16 protein-coding genes are annotated in these 16,622 nt (G+C 73.9%); 6 read left to right on the top strand and 10 right to left on the bottom strand.

Going from position 1 to position 16,622, the window contains the following annotated elements; all coding sequences use genetic code 11:
* Nucleotides 1-135: 135 nt before the first annotated feature.
* The 5 genes from ABTY56_RS11605 to ABTY56_RS11585 all read right to left on the bottom strand — a co-directional run bounded on the left by ABTY56_RS11605 (nucleotide 136) and on the right by ABTY56_RS11585 (nucleotide 4,864).
* Nucleotides 136-1,650, bottom strand: coding sequence for a cytochrome P450 family protein (locus ABTY56_RS11605; protein WP_350628401.1), 1,515 nt, complete (start codon nucleotides 1,648-1,650; stop codon nucleotides 136-138).
* Nucleotides 1,651-1,792: 142 nt separating this feature from the next.
* Nucleotides 1,793-2,410, bottom strand: a complete 618-nt coding sequence (locus tag ABTY56_RS11600) for a GTP-binding protein (protein WP_350628400.1) — start codon at nucleotides 2,408-2,410, stop codon at nucleotides 1,793-1,795.
* Nucleotides 2,391-2,750 (bottom strand): DUF742 domain-containing protein, encoded by a 360-nt coding sequence (locus ABTY56_RS11595; RefSeq protein ID WP_350523174.1) that lies wholly within the window; start codon nucleotides 2,748-2,750, stop codon nucleotides 2,391-2,393. The genes ABTY56_RS11600 and ABTY56_RS11595 overlap by 20 nt, the downstream gene beginning before the upstream one ends.
* A 63-nt stretch (nucleotides 2,751-2,813) precedes the next feature.
* The gene (locus tag ABTY56_RS11590; RefSeq protein ID WP_396545994.1) at nucleotides 2,814-3,200 is read right to left on the bottom strand and encodes a roadblock/LC7 domain-containing protein; all 387 of its coding nucleotides are present in this window, start codon (nucleotides 3,198-3,200) and stop codon (nucleotides 2,814-2,816) included.
* 17 nt (nucleotides 3,201-3,217) lie between these two features.
* Nucleotides 3,218-4,864: an ATP-binding protein gene (locus tag ABTY56_RS11585; protein ID WP_350628398.1), complete on the bottom strand. Its 1,647-nt coding sequence runs from the start codon at nucleotides 4,862-4,864 to the stop codon at nucleotides 3,218-3,220.
* 429 nt (nucleotides 4,865-5,293) lie between these two features.
* Between ABTY56_RS11585 and ABTY56_RS11580 the strand changes: the two genes are divergently transcribed.
* The 6 genes from ABTY56_RS11580 (at nucleotide 5,294) to ABTY56_RS11555 (ending at nucleotide 10,886) form a co-directional block, all read left to right on the top strand.
* The gene (locus ABTY56_RS11580) at nucleotides 5,294-6,229 is read left to right on the top strand and encodes a class I SAM-dependent methyltransferase (RefSeq protein WP_350628396.1); all 936 of its coding nucleotides are present in this window, start codon (nucleotides 5,294-5,296) and stop codon (nucleotides 6,227-6,229) included.
* Nucleotides 6,213-6,887 (top strand): GNAT family N-acetyltransferase, encoded by a 675-nt coding sequence (locus ABTY56_RS11575; RefSeq protein ID WP_350628394.1) that lies wholly within the window; start codon nucleotides 6,213-6,215, stop codon nucleotides 6,885-6,887. The genes ABTY56_RS11580 and ABTY56_RS11575 overlap by 17 nt, the downstream gene beginning before the upstream one ends.
* A gap of 69 nt (nucleotides 6,888-6,956) precedes the next feature.
* Entirely contained in the window at nucleotides 6,957-7,400 is a 444-nt protein-coding gene (locus ABTY56_RS11570) for a hypothetical protein (RefSeq protein ID WP_350628392.1), read from the top strand.
* A gap of 16 nt (nucleotides 7,401-7,416) precedes the next feature.
* On the top strand, nucleotides 7,417-8,592 hold the full coding sequence (locus ABTY56_RS11565; RefSeq protein WP_350628391.1) for a sensor histidine kinase: 1,176 nt from the start codon (nucleotides 7,417-7,419) through the stop codon (nucleotides 8,590-8,592).
* Nucleotides 8,589-9,197 (top strand): response regulator transcription factor, encoded by a 609-nt coding sequence (locus tag ABTY56_RS11560; RefSeq protein ID WP_350628389.1) that lies wholly within the window; start codon nucleotides 8,589-8,591, stop codon nucleotides 9,195-9,197. The genes ABTY56_RS11565 and ABTY56_RS11560 overlap by 4 nt, the downstream gene beginning before the upstream one ends.
* A 237-nt stretch (nucleotides 9,198-9,434) precedes the next feature.
* Complete coding sequence (locus ABTY56_RS11555) at nucleotides 9,435-10,886, top strand: WGR domain-containing protein (protein WP_350628387.1); 1,452 nt, start codon at nucleotides 9,435-9,437, stop codon at nucleotides 10,884-10,886.
* A gap of 187 nt (nucleotides 10,887-11,073) precedes the next feature.
* Here the strand turns inward: ABTY56_RS11555 and ABTY56_RS11550 are convergent, their stop codons facing one another.
* The 5 genes from ABTY56_RS11550 to ABTY56_RS11530 all read right to left on the bottom strand — a co-directional run bounded on the left by ABTY56_RS11550 (nucleotide 11,074) and on the right by ABTY56_RS11530 (nucleotide 16,484).
* Nucleotides 11,074-12,090, bottom strand: a complete 1,017-nt coding sequence (locus tag ABTY56_RS11550) for an NADP-dependent oxidoreductase (protein ID WP_350628385.1) — start codon at nucleotides 12,088-12,090, stop codon at nucleotides 11,074-11,076.
* A gap of 172 nt (nucleotides 12,091-12,262) precedes the next feature.
* Nucleotides 12,263-13,039: a hypothetical protein gene (locus ABTY56_RS11545; RefSeq protein WP_350628383.1), complete on the bottom strand. Its 777-nt coding sequence runs from the start codon at nucleotides 13,037-13,039 to the stop codon at nucleotides 12,263-12,265.
* A gap of 70 nt (nucleotides 13,040-13,109) precedes the next feature.
* A complete protein-coding gene (locus tag ABTY56_RS11540; protein WP_350628382.1) occupies nucleotides 13,110-14,156 on the bottom strand; it encodes an LLM class flavin-dependent oxidoreductase in 1,047 nt (348 codons plus the stop codon).
* 275 nt (nucleotides 14,157-14,431) lie between these two features.
* Nucleotides 14,432-14,821 (bottom strand): SCO5389 family protein, encoded by a 390-nt coding sequence (locus tag ABTY56_RS11535; RefSeq protein ID WP_350628381.1) that lies wholly within the window; start codon nucleotides 14,819-14,821, stop codon nucleotides 14,432-14,434.
* 118 nt (nucleotides 14,822-14,939) lie between these two features.
* The gene (locus ABTY56_RS11530) at nucleotides 14,940-16,484 is read right to left on the bottom strand and encodes an MFS transporter (RefSeq protein ID WP_350628380.1); all 1,545 of its coding nucleotides are present in this window, start codon (nucleotides 16,482-16,484) and stop codon (nucleotides 14,940-14,942) included.
* Nucleotides 16,485-16,622 lie beyond the last annotated feature (138 nt).

Below are 16,622 nucleotides of genomic sequence, written 5' to 3'. Positions count from 1 at the left end.
CAGGGGCGCACCCGGCGGCGGGTGCGCCCCTGCCTTGCCTGCCTTGCCTGCCTTGCCTGCCTTGCCTGCCTTGCCTGCCTCGCCTGCCTCGCCTGCCTCGCCCGCCTTGCCCGCCTTGCCCGCCTCGCCCCTGTCTCAGCGGCGGAAGATGCCGGTCAGCAGGTCCCACCAGCTGCGCCGCTGAGCGGGGAGGGCCGGGGCCTCGGCCCCCACCCTCCCGGAGCTCTGCGCCGCCCGCTCCGCCTCGGCCGCCGCCTGCGCCGACTCGGCCCGCTCCGCCGCCGCCCGCTCGGCCTCGGCGACCGACTCCGGGTCCGGCTCGATGTCGCGCGGGGTGAACTCCACCGGCAGCGCCGTCAGATGACGGGAGATCCAGGCCGAGGTCCAGGTCAGGTCCTCCTCCTCCACGGCGAGCCGGAGGTCCGGGAGCAGGGTGAGCAGGATGTCGATGCCGGCCTCGGCGACGTGCCGCCCGATGTCCTGGCCGGGGCATTCGTGCGGCCCCGCGCCGAAGGAGAGGTGCGAGCGGTTGCCGTACAGCGGGGCGGCCAGGTCCGGGCGGACCACCGGGTCGACGTTACCGGCGGCGAGCCCGAGCAGCAGCAGGTCCCCGGCCTTGATCTGCTGTCCGCCCAGCTCGGTGTCGGCGGTGGCCCAGCGGCCGGCCACCAGGGACATCGGCGGGGAGTCCCACAGCACCTGGTCCAGCGCCTCGCCCAGGGTCATCTGGCCGCCGGAGAGGTGGGCCCGGAAGCGCGGGTCGGTGAGCACCATCTTCAGCGAGTCGGCGATCAGGTTGACGGTGGTCTCGTTGGCGGCGAGCAGCACCACCCGCAGGTGCTCCATCACCTCGTCGTCGGTCAGCCCGGCCGGGTGCTCCAGCAGGCGGCTGGTCAGGTCGTCGCCGGGTGCCTCGCGCTTGATCGCGATGGTCCGGCGCAGGCCGGCCACCACGTACTCGTTGCTGGCGATGGCCGTCTCGGTGCCCTTCATCAGGTCACGTGCGGCGTCGACCAGTTGTGGGCCGTACTCGTCGGGCATGCCGAGCAGCTTGGTCATCACCAGCATCGGCAGGTGCTCGGCGAACTGGGTGATCAGCTCGGCCCGGCCGGTCGGCCCGACCACCTGGACCAGGTCGGTGGTGAACCGCCGTACGTGGCGGCGGATGCCGCGCCGGTCGAAGCGGTTCAGGCCGTCCAGGACGGCGCCGCGCAGCCGGCGGTGCTCGTCGCCGTCCGCGAACACGCAGATCGGCTGCCAGGCGATCACCGGCAGCAGCGGGGAGTCCATCGGGAGTTCGCCGGAGCGGATCGCCGTCCACAGGCGGGAGTCGCGGGAGAAGAGCGACGGGGTGCGCATCGCGGTGATGTTGGCGCCGTGGCTGAGGACCAGCCAGGCCCGGTGGTCGCCGTGCAGCAGCACCGGGGCCACCTCGCCGTACTCGGCGCGCAGCTTCTCGTAGAGGCCCGCCGGATCGGCCTCGGCCTCCGGCCCGTAGAGGCGCCGCAGGCCGTCGGGGCCGATCGGGCCGGGCGTTCCCGTCGGGCCGGCCTCGGCCGGGGTCGTCTCGGACGGGGCGGCGGCGCGGCCGTGCGCCGGGCAGCCGGACGGCGGGGTGGGGACGGCGTCGTCGGGGAGCGGGGTGGTCACAGGATCTCCGGTCACGGGGGTCGGCCGAGGCGTTCGCCAACGGGTTCGGGACGAGCGGGCGTCGGTCGGGCGTCGGGTCGGCGCCGGCTGGGCCGACGCCGGTCGATCGGCGTCGGTCGAGCGGGCGTCGGTCGGGGCGGCGTCAGCGGACGGGCGGCGCGGCCAGCTCGTACAGGTAGTGCATCAGCGTCATCAGGGTGTCCCGGCTGGACTGGCGGCTGCGCGCGTCACAGGTGACGATCGGCACCTCGGCCGGCAGGTCGAGCGCGCCGCGCAGCTCCTCCAGGGGGAAGGCCGGTGCCTCGGGGAAGCCGTTGACGGCCACCACGAAGGGCACGCCGCGCTCCTCCAGCCGCCCGATCACCTCGAAGCTGACCTCCAGCCGGCGGGTGTCCACCAGCACGACCGCGCCCAGGGCGCCCTCGAACAGGCCGTTCCAGAGGAACCAGAACCGCTCCTGCCCGGGGGTGCCGAAGACGTACAGCACCAGCCGGTCGCTGATGCTGATCCGGCCGAAGTCCATGGCCACGGTGGTGGACGTCTTGGCCTCGACCCCGGTCGGGTCGTCCACGCCGACCCCGGCCTGGGTCATGGTCTCCTCGGTGGTCAGCGGGCGGATCTCGCTGACGGAGCCGACCAGCGTCGTCTTGCCGACGCCGAAGCCGCCCACGATCACCACCTTGACCGCCGTGCTGACGCTGTCCGGCAGCAGGTCCGCGCCGGCCGGCCCCACCATCGTGTCAGAGCCGCTGAAGTCCATGGATCACCGCCTCCAACAGGGCCCGGTCGGGTAGTTCCGCCGCCGGTACGGCGGCGCGGGCCTCGATCAGTTCGTCGTCGAGCAAGTCCGCCAGCAGGACGATGACCACGCTCGTGGGCAGCTCCAGGTAGGCGGAGACCTCCGCCACCGAGAGCGGGGAGCGGCAGAGCCGCAGGATGGCCGCGTGCTCGGGCTGCAGGGCGGGCGTCGGCTCCCCGCGGGAGACGATCAGGGTGACCAGGTCGAAGACGCCCGGCCCGGACGGACCGCTGCGGCCGCGGGTGATCACGTACAGGCGGTCGGGCTCGGGGCCGTCCCAGCCGCCCTGGTCTGCCGTCATGCAACCGCCTCACTGTGCTCGTTCATGTGTCCGTCCCGCCGCCGGGCCGGGCCGGCGGCCGGCTCACGCCACCACCTCGGGGTTGCGCGGCGGCGTCGACAGGTGCTCGCCGATCCGGGCCACCAGGTCGCGCATCTGGTGGCTCACCAGCCCGGCGTCCACGCCCTCGTCGGCGAGCACCGCGAGGTAGGCGCGGTCGCCGGCGGCCATCAGGTAGAAGTAGCCGCCGTCGACCTCGATCACCACCAGCCGCATCGAGCCGTCGCCGTGCGGGAACTCGTGCCCGACGGCGGCCGCCAGGCTCTGCAGCCCGGCGCAGGCGGCGGCGAGGCGGTCGGCGGTGTCCGGGTCGGCGCCGTACTGGGCGATCCGCAGCCCGTCCGCGGACAGCACGATGATGTGGCGTACGTACGGGACACTGTCCGCCAGGTCGTTGAGGATCCAGTCCATGTTGCTGCGGTGCGGAATCACTGCCAATCGCCCTTCCCTGCAGTCTCTTCACTGGTGTGTCCGGTCGGGCCCGTGGCCGGGCCGTCGCCGTCGGCGGACGTCCCGGTGCCCTTGTAGCCGTCCATGAACGCCTCCAGCCACAGGCCCGGCTGCTTCGGCTCCTTGGCCGGACGGGGTGCGCGGGCCGCCGGGCCCGCCATCGGTCCCGAGGTCGGACCGGCCGGCTGGGCGGCGGTGCGCGCCGGTCCGGCGAAGCCCGTACGGGGCACCTGCCGGTGGCGTCGGCGCTGCGGGAGCCCGTTGGCCGTCCGCTCGGTCACGACCACCTCGTCGTCCCCGGCGGGCGCCGCCGCGGTGGACGGTGACCCCCAAGGACTGGTCGAGCCGTAGGACGGGCCGACGCCGGCCGAGGTGGTCGGAGCGCCCCAGGGCCGGGCCGGAGCCGCGTGCCGGGGCGGGTTCGCCGGGAGCGGGCGCGGGCCGGAGAAGGCGCCGATGCCGTGCGCCCGCCCGGTCGGGGGAGCGGTGGTGAGCAGTTCCTGCGGCACGACCAGCACCGCGCGCACCCCGCCGTACGCGGAGCGGCGAAGCGACACCTGGAAGCCGTACGCCTGGCAGAGCCGGCCGACGATGGCGAAGCCCAGCCGGGGGGACTCGGTGAGGTCGTCGAAGTCCTTGGAGACCATGGCCTCGCGCATCGCCTGCTCGGCGCGGGCACGGGCCTCGTCCGTGAGGCCGAGGCCGCCGTCCTCGATCTCGATCGCCATCCCGCTCTGCACCTCGGACGCGCTCAGGTGCACGTGGGTGTGGGGCGGGGAGTAGCGGGTGGCGTTGTCGAGGAGCTCGGCGACGGCGTGGATCAGCGGCTCGACCGCCGGTCCGGTGACCGAGATCTGGGCCACCGGGTGCAGGTCCACCCGCTGGTACTCCAGGATCCGGGACATGCCGCCGCGCAGCACGCTGTACAGGGCGATCGGCCGGGTCCACTGGCGGCCTGGGCGGGCGCCGGACAGGACGGCGATGCTGTCGGCCAGGCGGCCGGTCAGCGCGTTGCCGTGGTCCAGGCGCAGCAGGTCGTCGAACACGGCCGGGTCGTTGCCGTGCCGGTCCTCCATCTCCCGCAGGTCCTTGGCCTGCCGGTGGATGATCGCCTGGACCCGGCGGGCGATGTTCACGAAGGCGCGCTCGGCGGAGTCGCGCCGGCTGACCTCGTCGTCGACGGCGACGGCGATGCCGTGCGCGACGGACACCAGGGACTTGCGAAACCTCGGCGAGACGGACGCGTCGCCCTGCTCGACCGGCTTCAGCAGGATGTCCATCGAGTACCCGTACCGGGACCCGGAGACGACCCGGCGCAGCTCGACCTCGGCCAGCCGCGCGAGCTCGTTCTCCTGCCCGGCCAGCCGGCGCTGCAGGTCCTCCGCCTGCCGGGCGCTGCGGTCCCGCAGCTCGGTCAACGCACGCCCCCGGCGCGCCGATTCGGCGGCCACCACGGCCACCAGCACGGTGCCCGTCGCCCCGCACCACAGCACCCCGGCCCGGGCCCCGGCGCCCACCAGCGCCGCGGCGACCGCGACGGCCGCCGCCATCACGGCCGTCGGCAGCAGCCAGCCGAGCAGGGGCGCGGGGCGCCGTCTGGTGGGTGACGATCCAGCTCGAAGCATTCAGCATCCTCAAACGATCGGAACAGTACGGGGACGGACGGCGACCGGCTCCGGAGGCGTGGTGCTGCAGCATAGCCAAGTTCAGGACAATCCTGACCAAGACTCAAAAATACTGTCTCTCAACCGACTTGTGGCAACTTGCCGGACATGACCGACATCTCGCACACCAGTCCCACGCCCGGCGGATCGCCGCCCCGCACCAGGCTTCTCGCCCCGCCGCCCCCGCACCGCCAACCCGGCCCGGATTCGCCCATGTGAAGGGTTTCCGGCCCAAGTCCCCCCGCGGCGACCCGAGTTCGTGCTAGGCGGGGTCGAAGTCGGCCCGTGATCACCCGTGCGAGTGAGTGTGCAGGGGCAAGGCAACAGATGTTGCTCATCAGGGCAACGGCCATTGACGGATGGCCGTCGTCGCCCCTACAGTGCGGCCCCATGGAGACGGACGATCTTGGGCGGCGGGTGGCGGAGGACGTGGCCGGTGGGGGCGGGGTGGAAGGGTTGCGGCGGTTGTCGGGGGTGATCGAGGCGTTGGAGGAGCGGCGGACCGAGCTGGTGGAGGAGTTGCGACGCGGGCGGGAGGCGACCTGGGAGGAGATCGGGCGGGCCTGCGGGATGACCCGGCAGGGGGCGACGCGGCGGTGGGCGGAGCGGCTGCGGGCGCGGTCGTTCGGGGTCGCGGCGGCCTCGTACCAGGCCGGGCGGCCGGGGTACCCGCAGGCGCTGATCGGATCGGCGGTGCCCCGGGAAGCCCGGCGGGTGCTCGATCTGGGCGCCGGCACCGGCAAGTCGACCCGGCTGCTGGTCGAGGCGGGCCTGGACGTGGTGGCGGTCGAGCCGGACGCGGGCATGCGGGCGCAGCTGGCCGCGGCGGTGCCGAAGGCGGCCGTCCGCGCGGGGTCGGCGGAGCGCATCCCGTTGCCGGACGGGAGCGTGGACGCCGTCGTTGTGGCGCAGGCCTGGCACTGGTTCGACCCGGCGGCCGCCGTCCCGGAGATCGCCCGGGTGCTCGCCCCCGGCGGAACGCTCGCGCTGGTGTGGAACGTGCGGGACGAGTCCGAGCCCTGGGCCGCCGAACTGGGCGCGCTGATGCACCGCTCGACCCGGCAGCGGATCGACACCCGGCCCGTCCTCCCGGCGCCCTTCGGGCCGCCCGAGCGGGTGGAGATCCGCTGGGAGCACGAGACGACGCGGGCCGGGATCGTCGACATGGTCGCCTCGCGCAGCTACGTCATCGCGCTGCCGGAGGCCGAACGCGCCCGTCTGCTGGCCGACGTCGGGCACCTGCTCGCCACCCACCCGGACCTGGCGGGCCGGGACGCCGTCGCCCTGCCGTACGTGACGAGGTGCACCCGTGTCCGCCTCGGCTGAGCCCCTCGGCGGGCGCGACCCGGGTCCCGTCACCGTCCGCCGACTGGGCCGTGCGGACGCCGAGCCGTACCGGGCGTTCAGGCTCACCGCGCTGCGGGAGACGCCGAGCGCCTTCACCTCCGGCTACGCCGAGGAGTGCGCCAAGCCGATGGCCGCGACGCTCCGGCGCCTGGCCGAGGCCGAGCACGGGCCGGGCGCACTGCTCGGGGCCTTCGACGGCGACGGCACCCTGGTCGGCACCGCCGGGCTCACGGTGGCGCCGCGGAGCCAGGAGCGGCACAAGGGCACGCTGTACGGCATGGCGGTGGCCCGCGGCGCGGCCGGCCGGGGGATCGGGCGGGCCCTGGTGCGCGAGGTGCTGCGGACCGCCGACGAGGACGGGCTGCTGCGGCAGGTGCTGCTGACCGTCTCGGAGGGCAACGAGGCGGCGCTGCGGCTCTACACCGCCTGCGGCTTCGAGGTGTGGGGCCGGGAGCCGAGGGCCGTCCTGGTGGACGGACTGGCCGTCGCCAAGCTGCACATGGTCCGGCTGCTGGACACCGGGCCGACGGGCGCCGGGCCGACGGATAGCGGGCCGACGGACGCGGGGGCCACGGCGGCCACCGGGTCCACCGCGGATCGGCAGACGGCGGACCGGCAGACGGCGGCCGGGCGCTGACAATTGTCATGGCGCACCGGTGCGCGAGCACACTGCCCCGCGCACCGGGCCCGCGCCCACGATGGGGCCATGACCTCCACCGACACCAGCCCCCGCACCCCGGCCGCCCCCGGACTGCATCACCCCGACACCCGCCGGGCGTTCCGCACCGTGCGGCGGTTCGTCCTCGCCTACCTCGGCCTCAGCGCGCTGACGCTCGTCGCGGCCTTCGTCCTGCGCGACCACCCCGCCCTCGTCACCTCGGCGGTCTGGGTCCGCGGCACCATCGTCGTGGCCGGCGCCGGCGTGACCATGCTGCTCACCGTCCGCGCGGCCCGCGGATCCCGGGGCGCCTTCCGGCGGCTGCGGATCGTCTCGGCCGTCATGCTCGCCGCGATCGTCACGGTCGTCGTCCTGCCGGGGATCCTCCCGGTGTGGATGAGGGTCGAGCAGGGCCTGTGCGGGCTCGCCCTGCTGGGTGTGGCCGTCCTGGTCAACGGACGGCACCTGCGTACCCTGTTCGCCAGGCTCTGAGGGAGGGGGAGCGAGGGTGACCGACCTCGACCGCGGGACCGCGCCGGGCTCCGCCCACCGCTGGGGGCAGGGCCGGCGGCGCCTCCTGCTGGGCGCCGGGATGCTGGTCTTCCCGGCGCTCACCGCCGTCGCCATGAGCGGCACCGTCAGCGGATGGGCCGCAGTTGCCGGGTACGCCGTGGTCGCCGTGTTCTGCCTCTGCTACGCCCTCACCGCCGTCGCTCTCGAACGCGGCCGACGGCACTGGATCAAGCCGCTGCTGGCGGCGATGACCGTCCTGTTCCTCGCGGCGCTGCCGTTCGCCCACGCGGACGCCTTCTTCCTCGCCACCGTGGTCGTCTCCGCGGTCGCGGTGCTGTGGCGCGAGCACGCCGCCAGGGTGGTGACCGCCGCCACCCTGGCCGCCCTCCTGGTGCCCTGGGCGGTGCGCCCCTGGCACAGCGGGCCCGGCGGATTCCAGGCGCTGGCCCTGCTGTTCACCGCGCTCACCTGCGGCGCCTTCGCCGAGATCGCCGCCACCAACCAGCAGCTGGTCGCCGCCCGCGCCGAGGTGGCCCGGCTGGCCTCCGAGGCCGAACGCGACCGGATCGCCCGCGACCTGCACGACCTGCTCGGCCACTCGCTGACCGCGATCACCGTCAAGTCCCGCCTGGCGCAACGGCTGGCCGACCGGGACCGGGACCACGCGGTGGCCGAGATGGCGGCCGTGGAGACGCTGTCCCGGCAGGCGCTGTCCGACGTCCGCGCCGCGGTCACCGGCTACCGCGAGGTCACCCTGGGCGGCGAGCTGGCCCGCGCCCGCGAACTGCTGCGCGCCGCCGGGGTGGTGGCCGACCTCCCGACGGCCGCGGACGCGGTCGGGCCGGAGCACCGGGAACTGTTCGGCTGGGTGCTGCGCGAGGGCATCACGAACGCCGTCCGGCACGCCCGGGCGGCCCGCTGCTCGGTGGAGCTCACCGCGACCTCGGTCGAGATCCGCGACGACGGCGTGGGCGGAACCGGTGACGGCAGTGCCGTCTCCCGTACGGGACGAGGCGGTACGGCAGACGGCAAGGGTCTCACCGGTCTGCGGGAACGCGTCGCGGCGGCGGGCGGTACGGTCGAGGCAGGCCCGCTCGCCCCGCGCGGCTGGCGGCTGCTGGTCACCGTCCCGCCGGGCCGCCCCGACACCCCTCACGAAGGGACGACATGACGATCCGCCTGCTGCTCGCCGAGGACCAGGAGCTGGTCCGCACAGCGCTGCGCGCCCTGCTCGACCTGGAGGACGACTTCGAGGTGGTCGCCGCCGTCGGCCGCGGGGACCAGGTCGCTCAGGCGGCCCGCGAGCACCGGCCGGACGTCGCCCTCCTCGACATCGAGATGCCCGGACTGGACGGGCTGGCGGCGGCCGCCGTCCTGGCCCAACAGGCTCCGGAGTGCCGGGTCGTCATCCTCACCACCTTCGGCCGGGCCGGCTATCTGCGCCGGGCGATGGAGGCCGGCGCGGTCGGCTTCGTGGTCAAGGACGCGCCCGCCGAGGTGCTGGCCGACGCCATCCGCCGGGTCGCGGCGGGCGAGCGGGTGGTGGACCCGGAACTGGCCGCCGCCACCCTCGCGGCGGGCACCTCCCCGCTCACCGCCCGCGAACGCGACGTGCTGAACGCCTCCCGCCCGGGCGCCGGGGTCGCCGAGATCGCCGCGAAGCTGTTCCTCTCCGAGGGCACCGTCCGCAACTACTTCTCCTCGGTCATCGCCAAGACCGGCACCCGCAACCGTACGGAGGCCCTGCGGGTCGCGGACGAGCGCGGCTGGCTCTGAACCCCTGGCGGCCCCGATCCTGCGGCGGGCCCGGCGGCGAATCCGGCGGCGGCCCCGGCGGCGACCCCCGGTGACCAGGCAGCCGGCGGGCCGTCAACGCAGGACATCCGCGCCGAGCAACGCCCGGGCCCGGGGCCCGGCGGGGCGATTGTCGGTGCGAGGGCATAGCTTTGGGGTCGTCGGCGGGCACGAACAGCCCCCGCGATCCATCTCCGTTGCCCGAAAGGGGACTCCGCCGTGTCCGTCGCCGTGGGAGAGCAGGTCACCTACCTCGAACTGTCCGAGGACGAGGGGAGTGCGCACAAGTTCTACGAGGTGCGGCTCGCCGGCGCGGTGGTGACCGTCCGGTACGGGCGGATCGGCGAGCCCGGGCAGAGCAAGGCCACCGGGTACCCGAGCGTCGAGAAGGCGTCCGCCGCGGCCGCGAAGAAGATCGGCGAGAAGGTCCGCAAGGGCTACGCCCCCGCGGTCCAGGGCGTGCGCCAGCGCCGCGAGGTGACCAGGCGGCAGATCGTCAGCACCCGCTCCACCGCCCGTCAGGCGCCGTTGCTGTGGCGGTTCCGCTCCGGTTCGCCCGCCTTCGGGATCTTCGTCGGCGAGGAGCACGCCTGGGTCGGCAACGAGCGCGGTGACGTCTACACCCTCACCCACGACGGCGAGGTCACCGCCCGCTACGGCCTGCCGGACGGCGTCAAGTGCATCGTCGCGGACGACTGGTGGATCTACGCCGGCTGCGACGATGGCAAGGTCTACGACCTGGGCGGCAAGGTCCCGCGGGTCGCGTACGAGATAGCCCAGGACGTCGACATCTACTGGCTCGACATCCACGACGGCGTGCTCGGCGTCGCCGACGAGCGCGGCGGCCTGACCACGGTGGACCACGAGGACGAGTTCCAGTGGCGCCGTCAGGCCGACGGCCGGGACGGCTGGATGGTGCGCTGCGACGCCGACGGCGTCTACCACGGCCACTCGCGGGGTGTCGCCCGCTACGACAACCGCAGCGGCGACCCGCGGTGGCACACCCCCACCAAGGGCGAGGTGCTGTTCGGCTGGCAGGAGGCCGATGAGGTGTTCGCCGGCACCGGGCGCGGCTGGGTGCACCGGCTGCGCAAGTCGGACGGCGCCGAGGTGGCCGCCTACCGCTGCGACGCCGCCGTCTTCTCCTGCGCGGCGTCCCCGGACGGCGAGTACGTCTTCGCCGGGGACAACCACTCGTCGGTGTACTGCTTCGCGGCCGACGGCACCCGGCTGTGGAAGCTCGCTACCGGCTGTGGCTCGGCGTACAGCATGCAGTACCGGGACGGCCGGCTGTACCTGGTGACCACCGACGGCTCGCTGGCCTGCCTGGACGCGAGCGAGCAGGCCGTCCGGGCGGCCGAGGACGGCACGCTGCCGAAGACCGCCGAGGTCGGGAGCGCGGGCTGGGAGCCGGTGCTGGCCGGCACGGCGCTGGAGACGGTCGTGGTGACCGCCGGGGCCGGCACCGGCGGCGGGATCGAGGTGGAGTGCGTCCAGGACGGCGCCCGGCTGCGGGTGCGGGTGCTCTCGCAGGGCTACGACCCGACGTGGCGGGTGCAGTTCCCGAAGGACATCCGGGTCCCCGGGGCGCGCTACCTGGTCGCCGAGGTACGGGAGTCCGCGTCCGGCGGCTTCTACCGGGCGCGCGGCGAGATCAAGCGCCTGCTCTGACTTGCGGGCCCCTGCCCGGGGCCTCGCTCCAGGGCCTCTGACCGGGGCCTCGCTCCCGGGCCTCTGATCGGGGCCTCGGGCGGCCGCCCGGGGGAAGCGGCCGCCCGAGGAGTCTGCTCGGGCGGAGCGGATCGGTCGAACCGGATCAGCCGGATCGGTTCGGCCGGAGCGGACCAGCCGGAGCGGATCAGCCGAGGCGGAGCACCAGCTTGCCGGTGTTCTCGCCGCGGAACAGCATCTGCAGGGTCTCCGGGAAGTCGTCCACGGTGCCTTCCACCACCTGCTCCTTCACCTTGATCCGGCCGTCGCCGATCCAGCCCGCGATCTCGGCGGCCGCCTCCGCGTACCGGCGGGCGTAGTCGAACACCACGAAGCCCTCCATCCGCGCCCGCCGCACCAGCAGCGACAGGTAGTTGGACGGGCCCTCGACGGCGGTCTCGTTGTTGTACTGGCTGATCGCCCCGCAGATCACCACCCGGGCGTGCATCGCGAGCCGGGTCAGTGCGGCGTCCAGGATGGGGCCGCCGACATTGTCGAAGTAGACGTCGATGCCGTCCGGGGCGTGTGTGCGCAGCGCCTTGCGGACGTCCTCGGCGCGGTAGTCGATCGCGGCGTCGAAGCCCAGTTCCTCGGTGAGCAGCGCGCACTTCTCGGGACCGCCGGCGATGCCGACGACCCGGCAGCCCTTGACCTTGGCGATCTGCCCGACCATGGTGCCGACCGCCCCGGCGGCGCCGGAGACCACCACGGTCTCGCCCTCCTTGAGCGCCCCGACGTCCAGCAGCCCGAAGTAGGCGGTCATGCCGGGCATCCCGAGGGCGCCGAGGTAGGTGGAGAGCGGCGCGAGCGCGGGATCGACCGTGATCGCGCCCTTGCCGTCCGACACCGCGTACTCCTGGACCCCGAAGGCCCCGACCACGTGGTCCCCGACCCGGAACTTCGGGTGGTTCGACGCGACGACCTCGACCACCGACCCCGCCCGCATCACCTCGCCCAGCCCCACCGGCGGCAGGTACGAGGGCCGGTCGTCCAGCCACCCCCGCATCGCCGGGTCCAGCGACACGTACCGCGTCCGCCCCAGGAACTCGCCGTCCCCGGGCACCGCGACCGGCTCGCTCCCGTGCGCCCAGTCCTCCGCCCGGACCTCCCCGACCGGCCGACGGGCGAGGCGGATCTGGCGGTTGACTCCGGTGTCTTCGGTCATGACGTCTCCTGGGTGCGTACTCGGCTCGGGAACTCGACGGGCCTGATTCTAAGCAAGCGCTTATTCATCTGGCCAGAGCCTGAGACCTTCCGAAGCCCCGCAACGGCCGCCGCCGTCGGCCGCACCGCAACGGCCACCGCCGCCGGCCGACATCCGGCGGCGTCAGTGGCGGTCAACCCGCCCCGAGCGCCCGGGTGTTGGACATGCCCAGCGGGTGGCAGGTCCAGTCGAGTCGGAGCGGGGCGCGCTCGGCCAGGAGGACCGCGTCGACGGCGGAGTGCTCCTCGCCCCAGGAACGCGCGAAGTGGCGGTGGCCGCCCGGGGGCTCGGTCCGGACCTCCAGCGGCGGCGGGCTGTCGGCGGGCCGACGCGGGGAAGGGTCCCAGGCCGGGCCGACGAGCAGCCCGGGCCGGTCGGCGGTGGCCTCCAGGCGGGTGTACAGCAGTCCGCCGACCCGCAGGACCCCGCTGTGCCAGACCCGGACGCCCTCCGGAGCACCGCCCGCCCGTTCGCCCGCCCCGCCGTCCCGCGACGGCTCCAGCAGGGCGGGTTCGGCGAGCAGGTCGGCCGCCGGGGAGGGCGTCACGGCGGCGTCGAGGAAGAGCCCCACCGACCGGGGCAGGAAGGCGTGGTGCATCACGAGCACCAGCCCCCGCCGCTCCGCCACCTGCCCGAACTGGCAGATCACCAACTGGACGCCGTACTCCTGGTCGTCGAGGAGCCGGGGCAGCGCCAGCGTGCCGTACGGGCGGCCGGGCATCGTGAGGTAGACCAGCCACGGCGACACGGCCCCGCCCTGCGGCGGCACCGGCCGGTGTTCGAGGGCGAGGACGGTGAGCAGGCCGGCCGGGGTGTCCAGGACGCCGCCGTGGCTGAGCCGGGTGCCGGGCGTGTCGAGGAGCGTCTCGGGCGGGCGCAGCAGCGGGAGGGTGGGACCGGTGGGGTGCATGGCGGCGAGGGTAGGCGACCTGCCGGTGCGGTCCCCGGTCGCCGCACCGGCAGGTCGACCGGTCGGCCGGTCAGCCGGACTCCGCAGCGGGGCGCCCGCCCGGCTGCCAGCCGAGCGCGGGCCCGAGCCGCGTCGCGAGGTCGGTGAGGATCTGCACGTAGTCCCGGTGTTCGAAGGTGAACGGCAGGGCGAAGGCGACCTCGTCGACCTCCCGGTACCCGGCGTGGGCGTGCAGCCGCTCGACGAGCTGCTCGGACGTGCCGACCAGGTCGGGGGCGAACAGCAGCCGGGCCGGTCCCTGCGGGGCGAGCGTGCGCGGGGCGCGGGTGAGGGCGTACGCCTCGTACCTGGCGCGCTGTTCGGGCGTGGCGCTGTCGGTGGGGATGACCACCAGCCCCTGGGAGACCCGGGCCCGCTCGCCGTCGGGGTGGCGCTCGCGGAAGGCCCGGATCTGTTCGGCCTGGATCGCGGCGAAGTCGAGCGGCCCGTCGTCCGTCCCGGCCTTCAGCACGCTGCTGGTGAGCAGGTTGATCCCCTGTTCGCCGGCCCAGCGGGCGGAGCGCAGGCTGCCGGCGCCGTACCAGAGCCGGGCGGCGAGGCCGGGGGAGTGCGGCTGGACTCTCCGGGAGTACACCTCGATGCCCTCGGTGCCGTCGAAGTCGGAGGCGTCCTCGCCGCGGACGAGGGCGAGCAGGCGCTCGGCGCGGCGGGGGCTGAAGTCCTCGTGCTCAGCGGTGTCGGGGTGGAGCGCGCCGCGTACGTGCTCGTAGTGGACGGGCGGGCCGACGGAGAAGCCCGGGTTGAGCCGGCCGTCGGACAGGATGTCGAGGGTGGCGAGGTCCTCGGCGAGGCGCAGTGGGTTCTCCCAGCCGAGTGGGGTGACGGCGGTGCCGAGGCCGATGCGGCTGGTGCGCTGGGAGGCGGCGGCGAGCACGGCGACGGGCGAGGAGATGCCGTACTGGAGGTGGCGGTGGCGCAGCCAGGCGTTGTCGAAGCCGAGCTGCTCGCCGAGGGTGATGAGGTCCAGGGTGGATTCGTGGCCCCGGCGCGGGTCCGCCTCGTCGAAGAGCCCGATGGTCAGGAAGCCGAGCTTCCGCAGAGGACGAGGGTCCGGCATGGTGGGCGGCTCCGCGAGGTGTGAGGCGGTCCCGGGGAGGGCCGCGGCGGTGGTGCCCTTCGAACGTAGGCGTCCTGGTCCCGGTCCGACAAGATCGGCGCGCCATCCGGACATCCGGCCGCAACGGGCCGCAACGGCGTGCAATGGACCGAAGCAGCGTGCAACACACCGAAACGGCGGCAATGGCGTGCGACAGACCGCAATGGCGCGCAACACGGCGTCATGCGTGCGGGGCCCGCGCCCGGTGCGGCGCGGGCCCCGTGTGCGGCCGCCGGTCAGCAGCTGCGCAGCTCCGGGCTCTGGTTGCGGATCTGGTTGTGCAGCGAGGTGAACTCGCGGTACGCGTCGCTGTCCTCGGCGCCGGGCCGGAAGGCGCCGACGCGGTGGCAGTTGACGAAGGCGAGCTTCACGCCGAAGTGGTCCTCCAGGCTCCCCCGGATGGCGTTGCTGGCGAGGGCGCGCAGCAGCTGGGCCCGCTGCTCGTCGCTGGGCGTGGTGTTGTCGGTGGTGAACTCGTCGTCGCCGGCGGCGAGTTCGGTGCTGAGCCCGGCGACGACCTGGTAGGCGTACGGGAGGGAGTCCCGGACGGTGGCGAGGAAGTCGGCCTGGTCGACGCGGCCCTCCCGGGCCTGGGCGAGGAGGGTGGGGGAGACGTCGAGCGACATGGGTGTCCTCTTTCGGGGGTGTGGGGCGTGCGTGGGCGTCGGTGGGCAGCAGCCACCGCCATGGTTATCGAAGATGAAAACCATTACGGGAAAGACTTGCGCCCACCCTGACGCCCTGTCAAGCACCGCCCCCCGAAGGACTGACGTCCGCCGTGGCCGGGAGCCGGCGGACCTTGATGACGAGCGTCGCGATGAGGACGGCCAGGGCGGCGAAGACCAGGCCCATCTGGAAGGCGCTGGCGATGCCGTGCACCAGGACCTGTGACGAGTAGGGCTCCGGGAGCCGCCCGGTCGCCTTGAAGCGCAGGGCCTCCTGCGGGGTGGCCTGCTGCAGGAACGCGCTGACCTGCTTGCCCGCCTCGTTGCGGCTGGCGGTGCCGTAGACCGTGACCAGGATCGACAGCCCGAGGGAGCCGCCGACCTGCTGGGTGGTGTTGAGCATGCCGGTGGCGGCCCCGGTCTCGTGCGGGGCGACCTTGGAGACGGCGGTGAGCATCACCGGGACGAAGATCGAGCCCATGCCGAAGCCGAAGAGCAGGGTCGGGCCGAGGATGCCGCCGACGTAGGTGGTGTTGACGTCGATCTGGGCCGCCCAGGCGACACCGGCCAGCACCAGGACGGAGCCGGTGACCAGGAACGGCTTGGGACCCCACCGCAGTTGGTTGCGCGCGGCGAACTGCGCGGCGGCGATGATGGCCACGCTGATCGGCAGGAAGGCGAAGCCGGCCCGCAGTGGGCTGAACCCGAGGATCTCCTGCACGAACAGGGTGATGAAGAAGAAGATGCTGAACATCGCCGCGGCCACGCAGAGCATCAGCCCGTACGCGCCGGAGCGGTTGCGGTCGCGGAACAGGTGCAGCGGGGTGATCGGCTGCGGCACGCGCCGCTCGTTGAGCAGGAAGGCGGCCAGCAGGGCGACGGCGAGGGCGAACGAGGTCAGCGTCACCGGGTCCGTCCAGCCGTGCTCGGAGGCGCGGATGAAGCCGTACACCAGGGAGACCATGCCCGCGGTGGCGGTGAACGCGCCGGTGAGGTCGAAGCGTCCGGGGTGCCGTTCGGACTCGTTGATGTAGAGCGGCGCCAGCAGGGCGATCGCGATGCCGATCGGCACGTTGACGAAGAACACCCAGCGCCAGGACAGCCAGGACGTCAGCATGCCGCCGAGCAGCAGCCCGATGGCGCCGCCCGCGCCCGCGACGGCGGAGAACACGCCGAAGGCCCGGTTGCGTTCCGGGCCCTCCTTGAAGTTGGTGGCGATCAGCGCGAGCGCGGTCGGCGAGGCGATCGCGCCGCCGAGGCCCTGCAGGGACCGCGCGGCGAGCAGCCAGGCGGAGGACTGCGCGACCCCGCCGAGCAGCGAGGCGAAGCTGAAGACCAGGACGCCGACCATGAACACCCGGCGCCGGCCGAGGATGTCGCCCGCCCGGCCGCCGAGCAGCAGCAGCCCGCCGAAGGTCAGCGTGTACGCGTTGATGACCCAGGACAGGTCGGTGGTGTTGAAGTTCAGCGCCTGCTGGATGTGCGGCAGCGCGATGTTCACGATCGTGATGTCCAGCACGACCATCAGCTGGGTGGCCGCGATGACGGTGAGGGCTATCCCTGGGTGCTGGCCCCGACGTGCGGTCGCGGGCGGAGCCGTGGCCAGGGCACGCGAGGTGACCATGGCAGGTTCCCCAATGACTCGGGGGTGAACGACGGGAGGGGACGGATTCGTTCACCTCCACCGACACTAGTCCCGGGAGATAGGGAACACAACCGTTCATTACGGACAAGCGGCGATTTCCGGACAACCGGGTCGAGC

It is taken from the genome of Kitasatospora sp. NPDC097691 (genome assembly GCF_040302665.1).
Lineage (GTDB): Bacteria > Actinomycetota > Actinomycetes > Streptomycetales > Streptomycetaceae > Kitasatospora.
The sequence above is the reverse complement of the archived record's forward strand: the minus strand, read 5'-3'. Positions and strand labels throughout refer to the sequence as shown.

Coding starts and splice junctions, on each gene's coding strand:
- ABTY56_RS11570 (WP_350628392.1), top strand. CDS start 6,957: ATGACCTCCACCGACACCAGCCCCCGCACCCCGGCCGCCCCCGGACTG.
- ABTY56_RS11600 (WP_350628400.1), bottom strand. CDS start 2,410: ATGGACTTCAGCGGCTCTGACACGATGGTGGGGCCGGCCGGCGCGGAC.
- ABTY56_RS11585 (WP_350628398.1), bottom strand. CDS start 4,864: ATGCTTCGAGCTGGATCGTCACCCACCAGACGGCGCCCCGCGCCCCTG.
- ABTY56_RS11590 (WP_396545994.1), bottom strand. CDS start 3,200: ATGGACTGGATCCTCAACGACCTGGCGGACAGTGTCCCGTACGTACGC.
- ABTY56_RS11580 (WP_350628396.1), top strand. CDS start 5,294: ATGGAGACGGACGATCTTGGGCGGCGGGTGGCGGAGGACGTGGCCGGT.
- ABTY56_RS11595 (WP_350523174.1), bottom strand. CDS start 2,750: ATGACGGCAGACCAGGGCGGCTGGGACGGCCCCGAGCCCGACCGCCTG.
- ABTY56_RS11560 (WP_350628389.1), top strand. CDS start 8,589: ATGACGATCCGCCTGCTGCTCGCCGAGGACCAGGAGCTGGTCCGCACA.
- ABTY56_RS11535 (WP_350628381.1), bottom strand. CDS start 14,821: ATGTCGCTCGACGTCTCCCCCACCCTCCTCGCCCAGGCCCGGGAGGGC.
- ABTY56_RS11540 (WP_350628382.1), bottom strand. CDS start 14,156: ATGCCGGACCCTCGTCCTCTGCGGAAGCTCGGCTTCCTGACCATCGGG.
- ABTY56_RS11545 (WP_350628383.1), bottom strand. CDS start 13,039: ATGCACCCCACCGGTCCCACCCTCCCGCTGCTGCGCCCGCCCGAGACG.
- ABTY56_RS11530 (WP_350628380.1), bottom strand. CDS start 16,484: ATGGTCACCTCGCGTGCCCTGGCCACGGCTCCGCCCGCGACCGCACGT.
- ABTY56_RS11550 (WP_350628385.1), bottom strand. CDS start 12,090: ATGACCGAAGACACCGGAGTCAACCGCCAGATCCGCCTCGCCCGTCGG.